The sequence below is a fragment of the Nostoc sp. LEGE 12454 genome (genome assembly GCF_056620565.1).
Genome location: NZ_JBWQXL010000002.1, coordinates 418,934 through 436,582 on the forward strand (window position 1 = coordinate 418,934; position 17,649 = coordinate 436,582).

The window sequence follows — 17,649 nt, forward strand, 5'->3', positions numbered from 1 at the left end:
GGGCGATAGTCTTTTCGTAGCTCCTCTTTGATTAACAATTCAATCAGCAAAAATTGACTGTCGAAGTGCATCCTTTGTATCTCCCGATAAAATGAGAACTCATGATCCAAAGTGTAAATCCCATCCCTGTCTTTGATATCAAGCAGCAATACACCACCATTGAAGCAGAAGTAAGTGCAGCCGTCTTAGAGGTTTTAGCTTCTGGCCGCTATATTGGCGGCCCCTTAGTCGAAGGCTTTGAACAACAATTTGCCGCTTATAATACCGTTACTGAATGTGTGGCTTGTAATTCTGGTACTGATGCGCTCTACTTAGCGTTACGAGTCTTGGACATTGGTGCAGGCGATGAAGTGATTACAACGCCTTTTACCTTTATTGCGACATCTGAAGTGATTAGCGCCGTCGGTGCAAAGCCTGTTTTCGTTGATATTGACGCGACTACATTTAATTTAGATGTGGAGCAAGTCGCGGCGGCGATTACATCTAAAACTAAAGCGATTATCCCGGTTCACCTCTTTGGACAACCTGTGGATATGACATCATTAATGGCGATCGCTCAGTCTCACAATTTGTCAATAATTGAGGATTGCGCTCAGTCTACAGGCGCGATTTGGGCTGATGAAAAAGTAGGAAGTATTGGACATATTGGTTGCTTTAGTTTCTACCCTACCAAAAATCTTGGTGGTTGCGGCGATGGTGGAGCAATAACGACTAACGATCCAGCGATCGCTACTAAACTGCGAATACTAAGAGATCATGGTAGTAAGATTCGATATTTACACGAGGAAATAGGTGTAAATAGCCGCTTGGATGCTCTCCAAGCAGCTATTTTGCAGATTAAGCTACGTTATTTAGATATTTGGAACGATCGCCGCCGAGATATTGCCAACTATTACTATCAGTACCTTAGCCAAGTTCCGGGGATTGTCCCGCCCCAAGAATTACCTGGGGGTATTGGGGTATGGAATCAATACACTATTCGCATATCCGGCGAAGGGCGCAATGGTTCTAGTGCCAAATATCGAGATTGGGTGCGTAGTCAATTGCAAGAACAGGGCGTGAGTTCAATGATTTACTATCCCCACCCTTTACATTTGCAGCCAGTTTATCAAAGTCTGGGCTATGAAACTGGGGACTTACCAATAGCAGAGCAAGCTTGCCATGAGGTTATATCCTTGCCTATGTTCCCAGAACTGACACAACAGCAGCAAGACCAGGTGATTTATGCGTTGAAGGATTGTTTGGGGTGAGGAGAGCGGAGGAGCAGGGGAGCAGAGGGGCAAAGGGGCAGAGGGGCAGGGGAGACAAGGGGACAAAACTTAGAACTTGCAACAAGTCTTTTCTCTTGTCCCCAATTCTCCTTTTCCTCTTCTTAATGCCCCATGCCCACTCCCTACTTTTTACTTCTGAGTCAGCACTCTTGCAGTCGCTAAGGCTTCTACTAAGCCGCGTACTGCGGCAATCATGGCGACTTCGCTATTGAGTTGATTGATGGCGGAACCAACACCAACACCAGCAGCACCAGCCGCGATCGCTAATGGTGCGGTAACGTTAGAAATGCCGGAAGCACATAATACTGGCACTGAAACTACACGGGAAATCTCAAAAGCTGCTGCCAAGGTGGGAGCAGCTTTTTCAATTAATCCTAGAGTTCCGGGGTGAACTGGGTTACTGCTAGTACCGCCTTCGGTTTGGATAATATCGGCTCCAGCTTTTACCAGTTCTTCTGCTAGCTGTACTTGTCGATCTAGTTCCAGGATGTGGGGAACGGTGACAGATAGGGTGATTTCCGGGAGGAGAGCGCGAGTTTGCTGAGTCAGCGCTAGCACTTCTGGAGCCTCAAAGCGGCGTCCTTGAGCATAGAAGGAATCGAAATTCCCGATTTCAATTAAATCAGCACCAGCTGCCACTGCTTGCACAAATTTATCTGGCTCTACTGCTGAAACACAAATTGGTAAATTAGTCAAACTTCTAGCTAGTTGGACTAAAGCGGGATCGGCGGCAATATCGACAAAAGTAGCACCGCCAAATTCAGCAGCTTTGACAGTAGCAGCGACGCTAGCGGCATCGAAGTTATTTAAACCGCTGATCGCTTTGAGAACGCGGCGGTTAGTAAATGCACTTTGGAGTGTGGAATGCATCGTCATAGTTTGGCTTTTGAAGCTACGAAAATTAGGTATATTCTACCGTCCCTCATGTTGATGAGAGACTAAATCACTATGGTAGTTGCCAAATATTGATAATTTTATCCTTATCGCCACCGATCAAAGTTTTGCCATCTGTACTGAAAGCGATCGCATAAACTTCTAATCCCATCCATCTAAGTCTGTAGGGTCTTTTATCGCTATCCTAGTCAAACTCTGGAGGCCATAAATCTGCAATTGGTACTTCCCATCCTGGGAGCAGATCGGGAACTGTTAAAATATCGCCATCACGAAGTATTATTGCCTCTTGTCCAAAGTTGTAAACTTCAACAATCCGCTCATCTGGATTGAGCAAAATTCCTACCTTAGTTCCCAAACTCAGAAATTCTTGAATTTTGGCTCTCAAATCCTCTAAATTATCGCTAGGGGACTTCACCTCTACAGTCAAATCGGGAGCTAATTGAGCAAAAGACTTCGGGCTACGACGCAAGCGTTCGGCTAAAACAAATGAAGCGTCCGGTGCGCGCAAATCGGAATTAGGCAACCTGAAACCGGCGCTAGAGGCTGCTGTTCGTCCAAGTTTGCGCGGTCTAACCCAGTTATGTAACTGGGCAATCATCGCGGCTGCGACTTCATCTGATTCGTATCCTGATGGACTCATAACAATAATATTACCCTTGACTAGTTCCATGCGGAAGTCGGGATGCTGTTGCTGCATTTGTTCCAAGTCTTCAAGCGTTAAGGACATAAAACCTCTAATGATCGCACGCCTTGTATTTATATTATGGAGACAACAGACCTCTCCAGGTGCGATCGCCCCATAAATTCCCCTGACTTTTGACGCTATGTGAAAAAGGGAGATTGGTTTTGCTAAGTGAATTTTTCTAATTACTTTCTGCCTTTACGATCAAACTTTATTTCTTGCGACTATGACTTCAGATACCAAAACCATTTTTGCTATTTTGACTAATGAAGGGTCTACCATCGACTGGAACCAACTGCTTACCGAAATCCTGACCGCTTTTGACTGCTCTACAGGTAGCATCCATACCCTAGTAGATCGAGACAGCCAGTTATTGCACCTCAAGGCTTACAAGGGCATTCCAGAATTGCTTTTGCTTAAAATGACGATAATTCCCATTGGCAAAGGGATGGCTGGTGTCGCTGCTAAACGCAAGCGACCCGTACAGATTTGCAATCTGCAAACCGACCAATCAGGAGTGGCTAGACCCTCAGCAAAAGAAACGAAGGTAGAAGGTTCCATCGCAGTGCCGCTGATGCTGAATGGTCGATTGCATGGTACTTTGGGTATTGCCAAGCCAGTTTCCTACGAATTTACTGCCGAAGAGGAAGAGACACTGATGAAGATTGGAGAGGCTATTAGCCGGAAAATCGTCAGTTAAAATCAAACACTATTATTATTTTTCAAAATACTCCATTGCTATTTGTACTTTCTCAACTTGCCTGGGTGCTTGCATTTCGTTAAAAAGTGCGATCGCTTGCACAAAACTTTCCCTACTCTTAGCAATTTCACTCATTTTTTTATGAGTCAATGCCAACTGATAATAAGCCTCTGCTAAGTCTGATTTTGCACCGATTTTATCAAGAATTTCTATTGCTTCTGAATGATGAAAAATTGCTCTGTTAAATTCTCCTTGTTCTCGAAAAAGTTCAGCTAGAGAACTTATAGCTTTAGCTTTAATTTGGGTAAAATTGTTTTCTTCAGCATGAAATATAGCTCGTTGGCAAAACTCACAGGATTTTTTTATATTACCTAAATTCTTATAAGTTAAGCAGAGACTTACTAAACTATGCCCGATTCCCCATAAAGTTACTCTAGTTGATGATGACATAGCCGAAAAAGCTTGTTCAGCAAGATGAAAAGCATCTTGTTTACTACCAGAGGATGATTTTATCAAAGCTAAACAGCATTGAGAGTATGCCATGTAATCATCAAGATTTCTATTTTGTTCAGCAAGGCTACAAACAGCATTAAAACAATCTTCGGCAGCTTCTATTTCCCATAATTCCAGCTTGCAAAGTCCTGTATTGAACAAAATAGAGATTTTCGTTAGCTTTTCATCTAACTCTTCTAATATTTCTCCTGATTTCTCATAGCACTCTATAGCTTCTCTAATGCAACCGATAATTCGATATGTATACCCAAGGATAATATAAAGTTTAATTAGTCTTTTTTGGGATTTTACATCATCTATTATCCTTTTAATTACAGAAAAATTTTTCTGGAGCAGCCCCAGTTGGTAAAAGCAAGAACCCAAAGGCAGTCCTGTACCCCACTTATTACCTCTTCCTTGTAAAATTACATCGCCGGCTTGCTCAAAATCACTAATTTCTACATAGTGATAATAAGCTTCTAAAGCGGTCAAAGCATCTGTAATATTTTTGATTACTTCAACCTTTTGCGTCCAAAATTCTGCGGCTTTTCGGTTTACTAATTCCCATTCCTCACTGACTAACCTTAACCTAATAACCGCTTCATCACGAATTACTGGGTGCAGCCAATATTGGCCTTTTTTAGCTTCTATCAAAGACAAATCTTGCAGAGCCTTAATTACACTTCTACGTTTTGGTTCTAGTACATCCCAAAGCAAACATAAAACTCCTTCAATAGGTACTGAAGTAATATCTTGATAACGATAGCATCCTAAGCGACACAAGAGACGATAGGCTTCTAAATCATTTTCTTGGAGACGAGTAAATTGACTGGCGACTAAATCTTTTAACTCTCTTTCTATTAATAAATATGTACAGTTTTCCTGCCAATAGGCGTGTATGTCACCATAAAAATCTGTCAATATTGCTCCTCGGAGAATTTGCATTGCTTTGGCATTACCTCCATAAGCACTGCACATTTCACTGAGAATAGTAGAATCACAATTGATGTGGCGACGGCTAAAAAACTGTCGCCATGCTTCATCATCTAAACCTTCGAGTGGATAGAGATTAACCTCTACACTAGACTCGCGCAAACGCTCACGACTTGTTACTAAAGTAACTGAATGCACATCCGAATCTGCTAATACTCTCAATAGCTCAACATAAGGGCGACGATATTCTAGAAACTTGCCATTTTTATCGAGAGCAGTTTCTAGATTATCGATAAACACCCCAATTTTAGAAGTTTGCTCTCGGAGTTTGCGCCGTAGTCGTTCTAAGCTGATACCAAAGTCACATCCTGGTTCTTCGTTAAAGTATCGCCGCAGCCATTCCTCAACTACACTTTCCACTGGCGTGAGGTTTTGGATTTCTGTGGCCATCCACAGTTCCAGGATAAAATTAAACTTTTGAGTTTTAAAATATTTGCGTGCTAAGGTTGTTTTACCAACACCACCTTCACCCTGGATGAGGATAACTTTTGCTCCCCGACTGACAAGGGTGTGGAGTTCGGCTATTTGGCGATCGCGCCCTACAAAGTTAGAATCTAAATCTTGGGGTTTAGTGCTATTGCCCTCTAAATTGGGAATCTGGCTGATTTTTGGTAACTGTTGAGTTGTTCTAAATCGCTGAACCACGTCTTGGAAGGTAGATTTGGAGACTTTCACTCCCAGCACTTTTGATAGTAAATGCCAAAGTTCTGCGCCAACTGATTTTAAATGCGCTTCTGTATAACGAAGGCTGTTGGCAATATCTTGGTAAGTCCGCCTTTCATCCTCCCACAAATGACGCAAGATAATCCTTTGAGTTTTATCTAAGTGTTCTCCCGTCTTGAGAAAAACCAAGTTATCTACAAACTCTAAGGCCTCTTCTACACCCATTTGCTAACTTGATGTATCATTTGTAATTCATTATAACGATATTTTTACTACTTCTTCCTACTCGGCATACTACAAAATACTTTTTCCTACTCGGTAGGGAATTTACTTTATCCGACTGCAAAGCCTTTGGGGTTGTATTACTCTTGTAAGTAATACAGGCAAAGTTAAGTTAAGCGCCAATAAAAGGTGGTTGAGGAGAGATTTAGAGAGCGCTACTACTGCAAGCTTAGTAAATCACAGCTGTTACTGTGCCATATTAATTACTCATGAAAGTGGTGTCTACTAAACAGGCAGTGGGTATTAACTAACTAGATTCTGTGGAGCGTATTTACAACTAAGTATGTAAGTCTTTACTTTACAGGAGGTTCAATGATGTTAGACAAAGATTGTCATCATGATTGCAATCAAAATCAGTGCCCTTTTGCCCAAGATACACGTAATCCCAATAGATATGTCTGCCTCAAATGTGGTGTTGAACGAGAAATAAATAAGTATTCCTCTGGGTTTGGCTCATTTTTGCTCCTGTTGTTGGGCTTGTTTATTTCATTTCAACTATTAGTTAATTATGAAAAGCAAGACAATCTACAAAAGCAGCAACAGTCTTTAAATAATTCAACGAACAAGGCAATTATCCAATCATAAAACTAATACTTTTGATTCCCCACAGCCGATTTTTTAAGGAGGAAGGGGGAATCAAAAAGAATATCATTGCTCGAAAAATTAGCTACTTTCGTGAGTAAAACTATGGACGCAAATCAGGATACGCTTTTATTTCGCTTTGCCTCGAAATCCTTAAAATATTTTTTGTTGGTGCTATTCGGCATTGCGATCGCTTACGTTTTATCCAGTGGTTTGGGTATTTTACAAATCATACCCATACTGCTGTACCTTTTACAACAGTTTTTGCTTCCACTGGGAATTATCCTGTTGTGTTTGATGACAATAGCAGTCATTTTTGAATCCCTGCGTTAAAAATTGGAGGAGTTAGGAGTTAAGAGTTAGGCACTGCCTCTCTTTTCTCCCCCATCTCCCTCACTTTTCCCTAGCATCTAAAAACTTTAACTGATGGTATAAGCAGCTAATCTGCACTAAATCCACACCTACTGCTTGGGCTTTTCGTAATGGGTTGCCGAAAATTGCTTCTATCTCCAAAGGACGATGTTCGTCGTAGTCAATTTTCATGCTGGGGCGGTAAGGCGTCATTTTGACAGTATAATCGAGCATTGTTTGAATGAAGCGATCGCTAATAATCCGCCCATAACTTTTTGCCCCCGCCGCTACTTCATACATCAATTGTTCGACTAACTTGCGGGTGTACTCATACGCCATTAATTCATCAGTTCTAGCGTTGAGAATCACAGAAAGCCCATTGTATGGGATATTCCACACCAACTTTTTCCAGCGTGCTAGTAGTAAATCTTCGGCTAATTCAATTGAGATACCAGCGCTTTCAAAGTCATCAGCAATTTGCTGCATCCTCTCAGTTATCCCACTAGGCTGATAATTAGGGGTATATTCACTGAAGTTAATTTGCCCATAGTCTAGATGGTGTATATGCCCTGGCCCCACTTTGTTAGAACATAAAAAGCACAATCCACCGATAACAGTTACATTACCAACAATTTCAGCGACTTCCTCTTCTATACCAAGTCCATTCTGTAATACCAACACCACCCCATTATCTTTAACTACAGGTGGCAACATCTTTGGTAATAAATGGTTTTGCGTCGTCTTCAGTGCCACCACCACCACGTCGCATTGTGGCATTTTTTCTACGTCGTTGTAGGCATTGACTTCACCAAGGGTAAAGTCGCCGTCTTTGGACTCTACCACTAAACCATATTTGTTTACCTGTTCGTAATCACTCTTGAGCAAAAAGTGGACATCCAACCCAGCTTTTTGCAGCCTGGCGCCATAGAATCCACCTAATGCTCCAGTTCCCAGAATGGCATACGTGCGATCGGACATTTCTTTATATAACGGAATTTTCCTAGAAACATCATAAGGTGATGTCTGACGAGGGTACGCCTCTAGGTGTAGTTTATTCAACACCTGATTTTAAATTTATCAAAGAAGGCAGGAGGCAGAGGGCAGGAGACAGGAGGAAAACTGATCCTGCCGTGACCAAACGGGTCTTGGGTTTAAGACCCCCACCAAATTTTCAATTTGGTGGCTCTTTCTCAGGAGGGGTTTGAATCCTATAAGTGAAAAAACCTTCTGCCTCCTGCCTCCTGCCTTCTGCCTCCTTTAATTTGTTTAATAAAACTTAAAATAGGTTTATTATCCTTTAAAATCTTTTGCAGAGATTTAGGTAAGATATATGGCTGATATTGTTGATATTGCAGTTACGTCTGAGTCGTTTAAAACACTGGTGGCGGCTGTACAAGCTGCTGGTTTAGTAGAAACATTAAAAAGTCCTGGCCCGTTCACTGTCTTTGCACCAAATGACGATGCTTTTGCCAAGTTACCAGCGGGGACTATCCAAACTCTGTTACAAAATATTCCCCAGCTAACGCGGATTTTAAAGTATCATGTCGTTTCAGGAAAGCTGCTACAGGCTGATTTAGCACAACTCGGTACGGTTAATTCTGTGGAAGGTTCACCCATTAAAATTCATTCTTCTGATGGTTTTGAAGTTAAAAATGCCACAGTCTTAGCAGCAGATATCGAAGCTGATAATGGTGTGGTACACGTTATCGATACGGTAATTTTACCAGGTTAATTCAGCTAGGGTGGAAAATATCCACCCTACTTATTTAAAATCTTTATAATTAACTAACTATTGGTAGTATCAAAAGGCAACTCAATAGTTTAAATTATGTTATATTTGCAATGTGATTACTCACTCATAGCTTAATATATATTTCTTTATTTTAAAATAAATTAAATTCTTAAAAAGCCAACATCTATCCCAACAAAATTAATGCTCGATTTTAATACCTTAGCTGAGTTCTCTCGTGGCAACTGCATAAGTATTTGTGCATTTCTTGTACCCGCGAACTTGCTTGTCACAATTTTAACGATGAGTCTGGTGGCGTTACGCCGCCCATCGCATCAAGTGTGGCAATCTGCTGGAATCGCTAGCTTTTTCGCTTCTGTAATGATACTGCATGTATATACTTGGTTCCAGATTGGCGTGGTAATGGCTCCTACTTATATCTTGCTGTGGCTAGCAATCACCTGCTTAGTGACTAATTTTGCAGCAATTCTTTTTCAAAGACGCTACAGTAACAGTCCTAGTCTTTCCAACTGAAGTTTATAGGTGATATTTTAGACCTCTCCATTCATGCTCAAGGATGGCATATAGCCAAGAGTCTCGCCATTCTCCCTTAATCCAATGGTGTTCTCGCAAATACCCTTCCTGCTGCATTCCGATTTTTTGCATAACTCTTGCTGAGGCAATGTTTTCTGGGTGACAAGTGGCAAAGATGCGATGTAAGCCTAACTTCTGAAAACCAAATGATACAACTGCTTTTACAGCTTCAGTTGCATATCCTTGTCCCCAAAATTCCTTAGTGAAAGAGTATCCAATAGAGCCTATTTTGTTGTCAGCGTCCTGAATAGATATGCGACAGATACCAATTAATTGGTTTCGGGGTTTTAAAGTTACTGCCAAAGCAAAATGCTGACGGGGTTCTTCCGCTTGTAATGAAATCTCTCTTTGCAAAAAGTTTTTGGTATCTTCTTCGCTATTCGGGCCAAAAGTCAAGTAACGCACAACTTCAGCATCAGCAGCATATTGATGAACCTTTTGCCAATCTGATTCTACAAAGTCTCGCAGTCTAAGACGTTTGGTTTCTAGTGGTATCATTTGGGAAATTCTGCACGTAGTTGATTAACTACCCGATCTAGTCCTACAGAATGGGCGGCTTTGAACAATAAACGATCGCCTGCTTGCACAAATGTCTTCAACCTAGCCACCAATTCGGCATGAGTTGCAAAACACTCCGATGCAATACCCTCAGCACTAAGAGCGATCGCTTCGGCATCTTCTCCATCTACCAAAACCAACAAGCCGTCTAAATTCAACTTACGTACTGTTTCTCCCACCCGTTGGTGCAACTGCTGCGATCGCTCTCCCAATTCTTTCATTGCACCCAATACGGCAATTTTCCGCTTTCCAGGTGTATCTGCCAATAATTGCAAGGCTGCAATCATAGCTTCTGGTGCAGCATTATAAGTTTCATCTAAGATTACCACATCATTGGGTAAGGTAAATCGCTGCGATCGTCCTGTGGGCATATCCACCTCCACACCTGATTTGAGGGTTGCCCAATCGATCCCTAAAACCTTTGCCACCGCTAAAGCTGCCAAGAAATTAGTGGCATTATGACGACCAGCTAAAGGTAGAGGTAGTTGGATTCCTGCGACTTCCACAGTCTCGTTATCAATTAACTGCCCTTGAATATCTCCACCAGAAAAGCCGTAAGTCAAAACTTCTCCCTGCCAAACTTTCGCTGCTGTGGCCATTAATAAAGGATTGTCGTGGTTGAGAATTGCCACACTATCAGTAGGCATTTCGACTAACAACTCACATTTTGCCTCAGCGATCGCTTCTTCGGAACCCAGTAACTCAATATGCGCCGTCCCCACATTGGTAATTACTCCAATTGTTGGCCGCGCTATTTGCGTCAGTTCGGCAATTTGTCCCCTACCGCGCATCGCCATTTCAATCACAGCGTAGTCATTTTCAGCACCAAGTTCTAAAAGAGTTTTCGGAACACCGATTTCGTTGTTGTAATTTCCATAAGTTTTGTGAACTCGTCCGTTTGTTCCTAAAACTGCGGCGATCAATTCTTTGGTTGTAGTTTTACCCACCGAACCGGTGACACCAATTACAGGAATATTAAAGCGATCGCGCCACCATCGACCAATTTTTTGATATGCCTGGAGAGTGTCTTTTACTTGTAGTACAGGGAATCCCGGATTTTCGTATTCAAAATCTACGATTGCAGCTATTGCCCCCTTTGCGATCGCAGTTGGCACAAATTCATGTCCATCAAACTTATCGCCTCGGAAAGCGACAAATACTTCACCCGGCTTCAAGGTACGGCTATCTGTTTGGATACCGCTAGTTACTTGTGTTAAAGCAGTTTCAGATAAGTTTACAGAATGGGCCAAAATAACTTCAACCAGTTGGGTTAGGGTGGCAGAACAACGCATAAGCAATTGATAATTTAAAGTTCAAAATCATAAAAGCAAAAAATAGTGGCAAAGAAGCTTAACTTCCGTGCCACGCTTTATTTATAAGCTACTTATACAGTTTAATCAAGTAAGGACAATGGGCATAACAAGTTATGTTCGATCGCCCTATGCACGATTTTTAATCAAGATTACTTCCACAATTTGTATTGCTATCTCACTCGAAACCCCTAAAGCTTGATATAAATCATTTAAGAAGTTTTTTTCTTCTTCAGGTATAATACCTTCAGCTAGGACTAAATCGGTGGCTACTGCAAAGGCTGCTTCCCGCAACTCTTGAGATAGAGAATCTTTGGCTGCATTAAACAAAGCATTAAAGCCATCGCCTTGGAGAATGCCCAAAATTTTGTCAAACAGCCTGTTCATCATTTCATTGGGATAACTTTTGAAAAGTTTCATCCGAGACAGCACAGAAATGATAGAATTTGCTTGCTCAACAGAAAGATAACCGTCTGATGCAGTTGCCGTCAATATAATAACAGCAAAAGCTTCCGCTGGATTGAGTGCTGCTTGGGTTTGGCTATCTGTACCCAACACAGCGTCGAATAGACCCATTGTAGTAGCTCCTTGGTTAGAGTCCCAATAGCGTTACCGTACCTGTATGTTTGGTAGATTTACAGGTAGGACTATAACGCTATAAGACTTTCATCCTTTAGTGTTCCCAGGATTTATTCACGGCGAACACTTGTATCCAAAGGTTTTTGGCAGGAACTACATTGCCATCTGTAAACTTAGCGTTCTCCTGTCTTTTCTATTGTCTCAATTACCGCCAAACCTATACCAGAAGCTGCCATTAGCAGTACTACTGAGAGCAAATAGGCGTTGGTCAGCATTCGTAGGGCTTCATCGAAAAAAATATAGGTGGTCATTGCTTCACCTTTTTAAATTTGTGCTGCTTGTGCTTTTTATTTCTCCACACCCCGATAGGTGAATTTCGCTGAGAAACTGCTAGCAATTGCATCTTAACAAAACTTTAGCTCTTTCAGAACCCCGCTGAAAATTTTTCTTTCTGAAGATTCTATGAAGTTTATAAAAAAGGGAATGGGGCATGGGGCCCATACCAGTATCTTTGCCGATGGGTTTCGTGGTAAAAAAAGGATGAAAAATGCGCGATCGCACTGTTTCAGGTATCGCACAACCATCGTTGGCGATCGCAACCGCACCAACTACAATCCTTAATAAGGAAACACCAACAAAGCTTGCAACCAGTTTGTGAGAAATTTTCATAACTGTATGTCAGCTATAACCGCGTCAGTATTCAGTGTTCCCAAATCTTTGCAGAGAATTTAGCCTATTAACGTGAGTTCGACGGATAGAAAACGGCAAAAAGCTTGCTAGATATGAAACATGAGAAACTGGGCAGGTGTCGCGATGGCGCGAAGCGCCCGCCGGAGGCGATGCCTGCGGTGGTCACTGAGCGACTTGCCTTGACTTGTGCCGAGCGGAGCCGAGGTAGCGAAGTCGAAAGGAGCCGAAGTGCGGGCTACGCCTACGCTAAGATTAATCGAGAATGAGCAAAAAAGGCACAAAAAAACGCCGAGACTAAAAATATCTCAGAAAAATAAGGGTCAGGGCTTAGTCTACTATTGTATCTCGCCTCGATATCGTACAAATATTCTGTACTTTCATGATTGATAAAATTCTTTTACGCAAACGGGTCGTAATTGAGTCAGTCAATCACCATCTGAAAATATGTGTCAAATATAACACTCAAGGGCATCGTAGTGTGTTTAACTTTTTGGTCAATCTGATGGCTGGTTTGGCTGCTTACACTTAATTTACCCAAAAAACCGTCGATTGATATTTACCCAAATGATTTACCTGCACTACCTCCTGCCGTTTTCTAACCGTCGAACTCACGTTAATAAAGCTTCTGGGCTTATCCAAACCGTAAGCAGAGTATGAGACTTGAGGAGGTATCAATTACTCAATCCTCTTGAGCAATCAATGGTCAGTAGCCAAATTCATCAATCCTTTAAAGAAATCCGGCAGAAATATATGAAGTTTTGTAACACAATGCGTAATTATTACTAGCCAACCTGAAGTCATAATTATCGAAGTTCGCAAGAGCGTTAGAAACCTAATGCTTTCATGGCACTCTAGATTCTATATTCTTAATTCCTTCGTTGCCAAACTGTATTAATCAAATACGCCTTAATTTAGTACAGCGCAAAAGAATTTTACACATTTACCAGTCTGCAAGGAAAGTAAAAATTATGGAACCTCAAACTTCACAGCAAGCAGCCATTGATTCTGAATCACTGCAAAACTTACAAAAGGAAATCCAGCAAGAATTTATTAAAAACTTGAAGAAAGCTAATTTTGGGGAAATATTAGAAAAGTATGGTATTTCAGAAGAAAAAATACTAAAGTTTCAGTGCATTATTGACCTAAATAAAATTCAAGAAAACAGTAATAGTTCTGAGAAGCATAAATCTCAAGACTCTACAGAAAAAAGTCTGTTCCAGAGGCCTAATAAGATAGTGGAATTAGATTGGTGTCCCCCAGAAGGTTTCTGTAGTTCACCGTAATAGTATTATCAACTTAACTGGTGTTGTATCAATTTATGAAAAACCCAAATAATCCTACGATTGCAGAAATTACATTTTTTTCGTAATTGATTGTAGAAAATTATAATTTCATTATCTCTGATATGTGTTATGAGCAGTTAAATTGATCGGAATATTTTCAGTTAGTTATTGCTTTCTTTGTCCCCTTGACTACGAATTAGTAGAGGCACAAAAATCTTGTGTCTCTATCAAAATGTTGTTTGCAAATAATCTTAAGTATCTGGTAGTTTTTTAAAGGGATTAACATCTGAGTATGAGTAATTTTTGGGACTGGTGTCAAGGGCTAGGAGTTGTAATAGTAAGTTTAATAACTTTTTTTGCCAACTCTGCTACTGCCCAAATTACCCCGGATGGAACTCTACCTGAGAATTCTCGCATTGTACCACAAGGCAACATCACAATTATTGAAGGTGGAACTCTATCCCAAGATGGACACAATCTGTTCCATAGTTTTAAGGAGTTCTCTGTAATTAAGGATAGTACGGCTGACTTTCAATATTTTGGCAATGTTCAGAACATTATTAGTCGGGTAACGGGTAAGTCTTTCTCTAATATTGATGGCATCCTTAAAGTTAACGGCACAGCTAACCTCTTTTTAATTAATCCCAACGGAATTATTTTTGGTCCCAATGCTTCTTTACAAATCGGCGGTTCATTTGTGGCGAGTACGGCGAGTAGTCTGAACTTTACTGATGGGACAAAGTTTAGTGCTACAGATACTACCCAAACCTTACCACTGTTGACAGTAAGTGTTCCCACTGGTTTACAATTTGGAGCAACTGCGGCTCCCATCAGCAATCAATCCCAAGCCATAAATCCAGATGGCAAAACAACTAATATCTTTAAGCGACCTGTTGGTCTACAAGTCCAGCCAGGCAAAACCTTAGCATTGATAGGTGGTGAAATAACGCTGGATGGCGGAAATTTAACAGCGGCATCGGGACGAATTGAGCTAGGAAGTGTCGCTAACAATAGTCTGGTAAGTCTGAAACCAATAGACCAAGGCTGGAGTTTGGGATATGAAGATGTCCAGAATTTCCAAAATATCCGACTTATCCCCCGAACTGACGGTTCTAGAATTCCATCTCAGGTAGATGCTAGCGGCAATAGTGGGGGTAGTATCCAGGTACGAGCAAAGTCCGTAGAACTAATAGGTTATCGTATACGCATGATAAGTCAGACTACAGGTAACGGAGGTGGTAAAGATATAACTATTAATACTGATAAATTAATTGTTCAAGATGGCGCACAAGTAGCCACTTCTACAAGCGGCGAGGGCGTGGGGGGAAATTTGATTGTGAACGCCCTCGAGTCCGTAGAACTGATTGGTGGCTATTCCATACCAAATAATTTTGTGTCCAGTGGTTTATTTAGCGAAACTGTTGCTACCGGAGATGCGGGTGACATAACGATTAATACTAAAAAGTTGAATATTCAAGCTGGAGCACAGGTCTCAGCAGCATCTACTGGAGTACGTTTACCTCCCCAATATAACCAACTTCAACCAGCAACAGGAAACGCAGGTGATTTAACTATCAAAGCCTCTGAAGTCGAGCTAGTTGGAATGTCACCAACAAAGCTTCCCAGCAGTTTATGGGCTAGAACTCAAGGTTCAGGAAATGCGGGTAAAGTGACACTTGATACAGGAAAATTGATTATTCGAGATGGGGCTGCAATCAATCTGAGCAGTGAAATTCCAAAAAATAATGTAACTTACTTGGGGGATGCAAGTAAGTTAGGTTCAACAGGTGAACTCAATATAACCGCTCGCTCCATCCGACTCGACGAAGGAAAACTCACATCTAATAGTGAGTCAGGTCAGGGTGGTGATATTACACTCCAGGTGCAAGACATATTACTGATGCACCGCAACAGTCAAATATCCACTAATGCAGGGGGTGATAAAACAGGGGGTAATATCACCATCAAAGCACCAAATGGCTTCCTCGTCGCCACTCCTTTTGGAAATAACGATATCACCGCTAACGCCAACTTTGGCTCAGGTGGTAAAATCACAATCACCGCTAAGAACATCTTTGGTTTTGTGCCCCGCACCCGTGCAGAGGTAGAGAGGCTTGATCCAGTAGAAAAAGACCCAAATAATCTTTTAACAAATGACATCACGGCGTTTTCTCAGCAAAACCCTTCATTAAACGGTACAGTACAAATCAACTCACCGGATGCTGACCCCAGTAAAGGATTAGTGGAATTACCCGTAAATCTGGTTGATGCTTCCCAGCAAATCGCTGCTAGTTGTAGTTCTGGTGGAAAAATAGCACGAAATTCATTTATTACCACTGGACGTGGAGGACTAGTAGCCGATCCCACAGAGCCATTGATAGCTGATGATGCAGTTCTGGCAGATTGGATTGCGCTTCCTCCAGAGAATCAGAATGGTGCTGGCGGTATTCTGAAAAGAGGCGTTGTTCAGGCGCAGCGAAACACAGAAGAAAAATCACAGAAAGTTAATTCTGTCAATGAACCTACTCAAATTGTAGAAGCCCAAGGCTGGATTATAGATGCCAATGGGAACGTAGTTCTGGTTGCTCAAGTACCCACGGAAACGCCCCATAATTCCTCGCTCACCGCTACATCTTGCGCTGCTCATTAAAATTTGAGATATGGCGATATTTCGTAACTTTGCAGTCAAGCGCAATGCCTACTTCCTAACTCGTCTCCTGAATTTGCAAACGAACAGTGTGTTCAGTCGCACCACTAAGTTGCAATTCCATGATTTCACCACCCAGAGGTTCTAAGCAGGTGAGGAGCGATCGCAAGTTGGGTGTACTTGCGCCAGTATCTACATATAATCGATCTGCTAAATTACCGATCCGTTTCCAAGTCATGTACAATTTAGCGATCGTTTGTTCAATTTGCGATGCTTGATTTACCAAATCAGCAGCAATGCTCAAACAGCCGACTCTTTGCGCTTCTTCTAAAGCTGTTTCAATGTCAACATTTTCCTGCGTTAGCGCCTGAACTTGAGCCGCCCCTTTCAGATATTTCGCCAAGTTACGCGCTTCAGTAGTTACCTGTTTCAGGGTATCCACATCAGGATTGGCAGCTATTTCCTTTTGGATAAACTTTTGATGTGATTCTGGCAGTTTTTCCATTTCCTTCACCAGTGGGGCGATGTAGCGTGGGGGAAGGGTGTTATCTGCTGCTTTTTCTTTGACTGCTTCGGGTAATAAATCCGAGGACATGGCTGTCCATTCATCGCTAAGTTGGCGCACTTCTCGCCTAGTGATGCGATCGCCTTTTTGGGCAGCTTCACTCACCATCTGTTGCACTTCTGGGACTGCTTTGGAGGTTTCGACAAATGCCCGTTTACTGAAGTTGTTCACAGATCCGGGGTCAAGTTTACCGTCTTCAATCAGAGTATCGGCACTATTTGCCAGTTGAATCCAGGAGTATGCTTGACTTTTACTGATTTCCCGCTCTTTTAGCCATCGGAGAAAGCCAGTACCGCGTCCGTCACCACCCACTTTTTCTCTGTCGCGGATCGCCCGTAAAATTCGCCCCCGCCAGATTTCAGTTTGCAAATCAAAGCGATCGCATACCTGCCAAGCTATTTCTAGCTGCTGTTGAAAATCTGACTCTAGAATTTGTTCATCTTCTGGATCGGGCAGTTCAAAGCTGATATCGGCTGGCTGTAGTAAAGCAGCAGCAAGGTCGTTGATGGAGTCGGTATCTTGCACGATTGATGACTAACTAGTGGATGCGATCGGCTTATTATGCCACAATCTGTGGACTCTCACTTAAGGGGGAGTAAGGTATTTTGAGTTACAACAAATATAGTAGGAAGAGGTAAACCATCTTTGTAAAGTCTTTAATCAGTAAACCAAAAAGTTTTCCTAAAAGGTCGAACCACTAGTGATACAGGAGATATCATCAAGAAATGAGTACAGAGAAGCAAGTATTATGTAATACTAATTATATAAAAAATAGTTATCATAT

18 protein-coding genes and 1 pseudogene are annotated in these 17,649 nt (G+C 41.8%); 10 read left to right on the top strand and 9 right to left on the bottom strand.

Translation table 11 applies throughout. The features are described from left to right. Nucleotides 1–101 precede the first annotated feature (101 nt). A complete protein-coding gene (locus AC1F2U_RS04060; RefSeq protein WP_480259941.1) occupies nucleotides 102–1,250 on the top strand; it encodes a DegT/DnrJ/EryC1/StrS family aminotransferase in 1,149 nt (382 codons plus the stop codon). A 150-nt stretch (nucleotides 1,251–1,400) separates the two neighbouring features. Here AC1F2U_RS04060 and AC1F2U_RS04065 read toward each other — a convergent pair whose 3' ends face one another. Next, nucleotides 1,401–2,147 (bottom strand): DUF561 domain-containing protein, encoded by a 747-nt coding sequence (locus tag AC1F2U_RS04065; protein WP_480259942.1) that lies wholly within the window; start codon nucleotides 2,145–2,147, stop codon nucleotides 1,401–1,403. A gap of 202 nt (nucleotides 2,148–2,349) precedes the next feature. Next, nucleotides 2,350–2,892: a Uma2 family endonuclease gene (locus tag AC1F2U_RS04070; protein ID WP_480259943.1), complete on the bottom strand. Its 543-nt coding sequence runs from the start codon at nucleotides 2,890–2,892 to the stop codon at nucleotides 2,350–2,352. A 181-nt stretch (nucleotides 2,893–3,073) separates the two neighbouring features. On the opposite strand from AC1F2U_RS04070, the gene AC1F2U_RS04075 reads away from it, so the two are divergent. Then, nucleotides 3,074–3,547, top strand: a complete 474-nt coding sequence (locus AC1F2U_RS04075; protein ID WP_480259944.1) for a GAF domain-containing protein — start codon at nucleotides 3,074–3,076, stop codon at nucleotides 3,545–3,547. 15 nt (nucleotides 3,548–3,562) lie between these two features. Here the strand turns inward: AC1F2U_RS04075 and AC1F2U_RS04080 are convergent, their stop codons facing one another. Continuing rightward, nucleotides 3,563–5,920, bottom strand: coding sequence for a helix-turn-helix domain-containing protein (locus tag AC1F2U_RS04080; protein ID WP_480259945.1), 2,358 nt, complete (start codon nucleotides 5,918–5,920; stop codon nucleotides 3,563–3,565). Nucleotides 5,921–6,289: 369 nt separating this feature from the next. On the opposite strand from AC1F2U_RS04080, the gene AC1F2U_RS04085 reads away from it, so the two are divergent. Continuing rightward, nucleotides 6,290–6,562, top strand: coding sequence for a hypothetical protein (locus tag AC1F2U_RS04085; protein ID WP_480259946.1), 273 nt, complete (start codon nucleotides 6,290–6,292; stop codon nucleotides 6,560–6,562). Between the two features lie 102 nt (nucleotides 6,563–6,664). Next, nucleotides 6,665–6,892 carry a hypothetical protein gene (locus tag AC1F2U_RS04090; RefSeq protein WP_292820417.1) on the top strand — a complete coding sequence of 76 codons (228 nt, stop codon included), beginning with the start codon at nucleotides 6,665–6,667 and terminating at the stop codon, nucleotides 6,890–6,892. 60 nt (nucleotides 6,893–6,952) lie between these two features. Here the strand turns inward: AC1F2U_RS04090 and AC1F2U_RS04095 are convergent, their stop codons facing one another. After that, nucleotides 6,953–7,888 (bottom strand): putative 2-dehydropantoate 2-reductase, encoded by a 936-nt coding sequence (locus AC1F2U_RS04095; RefSeq protein ID WP_480259969.1) that lies wholly within the window; start codon nucleotides 7,886–7,888, stop codon nucleotides 6,953–6,955. A gap of 352 nt (nucleotides 7,889–8,240) precedes the next feature. Here AC1F2U_RS04095 and AC1F2U_RS04100 point away from each other — a divergent pair, with 352 nt between their 5' ends. Together AC1F2U_RS04100 and AC1F2U_RS04105 are read left to right on the top strand one after the other, a co-directional pair. Further along, complete coding sequence (locus AC1F2U_RS04100; RefSeq protein WP_480259947.1) at nucleotides 8,241–8,642, top strand: fasciclin domain-containing protein; 402 nt, start codon at nucleotides 8,241–8,243, stop codon at nucleotides 8,640–8,642. Between the two features lie 201 nt (nucleotides 8,643–8,843). Continuing rightward, entirely contained in the window at nucleotides 8,844–9,173 is a 330-nt protein-coding gene (locus AC1F2U_RS04105) for a hypothetical protein (protein ID WP_480259948.1), read from the top strand. Between the two features lie 3 nt (nucleotides 9,174–9,176). Here AC1F2U_RS04105 and AC1F2U_RS04110 read toward each other — a convergent pair whose 3' ends face one another. The 4 genes from AC1F2U_RS04110 to AC1F2U_RS04125 all read right to left on the bottom strand — a co-directional run bounded on the left by AC1F2U_RS04110 (nucleotide 9,177) and on the right by AC1F2U_RS04125 (nucleotide 11,991). Beyond that, complete coding sequence (locus tag AC1F2U_RS04110; protein WP_480259949.1) at nucleotides 9,177–9,731, bottom strand: GNAT family N-acetyltransferase; 555 nt, start codon at nucleotides 9,729–9,731, stop codon at nucleotides 9,177–9,179. Then, nucleotides 9,728–11,083 (bottom strand): UDP-N-acetylmuramoyl-tripeptide--D-alanyl-D-alanine ligase, encoded by a 1,356-nt coding sequence (locus AC1F2U_RS04115; RefSeq protein WP_480259950.1) that lies wholly within the window; start codon nucleotides 11,081–11,083, stop codon nucleotides 9,728–9,730. Before AC1F2U_RS04115 ends, AC1F2U_RS04110 begins: the two co-directional genes overlap by 4 nt. Nucleotides 11,084–11,230: 147 nt before the next feature. Further along, the gene (locus tag AC1F2U_RS04120) at nucleotides 11,231–11,677 is read right to left on the bottom strand and encodes a tellurite resistance TerB family protein (RefSeq protein WP_334836345.1); all 447 of its coding nucleotides are present in this window, start codon (nucleotides 11,675–11,677) and stop codon (nucleotides 11,231–11,233) included. A gap of 176 nt (nucleotides 11,678–11,853) precedes the next feature. After that, complete coding sequence (locus tag AC1F2U_RS04125; protein WP_194041036.1) at nucleotides 11,854–11,991, bottom strand: hypothetical protein; 138 nt, start codon at nucleotides 11,989–11,991, stop codon at nucleotides 11,854–11,856. 151 nt (nucleotides 11,992–12,142) lie between these two features. On the opposite strand from AC1F2U_RS04125, the gene AC1F2U_RS04130 reads away from it, so the two are divergent. From AC1F2U_RS04130 to AC1F2U_RS04145, 4 genes and pseudogenes are all read left to right on the top strand, one after another. Then, nucleotides 12,143–12,301, top strand: a complete 159-nt coding sequence (locus tag AC1F2U_RS04130) for a hypothetical protein (protein ID WP_480259951.1) — start codon at nucleotides 12,143–12,145, stop codon at nucleotides 12,299–12,301. 448 nt (nucleotides 12,302–12,749) lie between these two features. Then, nucleotides 12,750–12,969 (top strand): annotated as a pseudogene (locus AC1F2U_RS04135) (IS982 family transposase); the annotation flags it as partial. A 369-nt stretch (nucleotides 12,970–13,338) separates the two neighbouring features. Beyond that, nucleotides 13,339–13,653, top strand: coding sequence for a hypothetical protein (locus tag AC1F2U_RS04140; protein ID WP_480259952.1), 315 nt, complete (start codon nucleotides 13,339–13,341; stop codon nucleotides 13,651–13,653). 292 nt (nucleotides 13,654–13,945) lie between these two features. Continuing rightward, nucleotides 13,946–16,303 carry a filamentous hemagglutinin N-terminal domain-containing protein gene (locus AC1F2U_RS04145; protein ID WP_480259953.1) on the top strand — a complete coding sequence of 786 codons (2,358 nt, stop codon included), beginning with the start codon at nucleotides 13,946–13,948 and terminating at the stop codon, nucleotides 16,301–16,303. A gap of 55 nt (nucleotides 16,304–16,358) precedes the next feature. Here AC1F2U_RS04145 and AC1F2U_RS04150 read toward each other — a convergent pair whose 3' ends face one another. After that, nucleotides 16,359–17,390 carry a hypothetical protein gene (locus AC1F2U_RS04150; protein WP_292776584.1) on the bottom strand — a complete coding sequence of 344 codons (1,032 nt, stop codon included), beginning with the start codon at nucleotides 17,388–17,390 and terminating at the stop codon, nucleotides 16,359–16,361. Nucleotides 17,391–17,649: the final 259 nt, after the last annotated feature.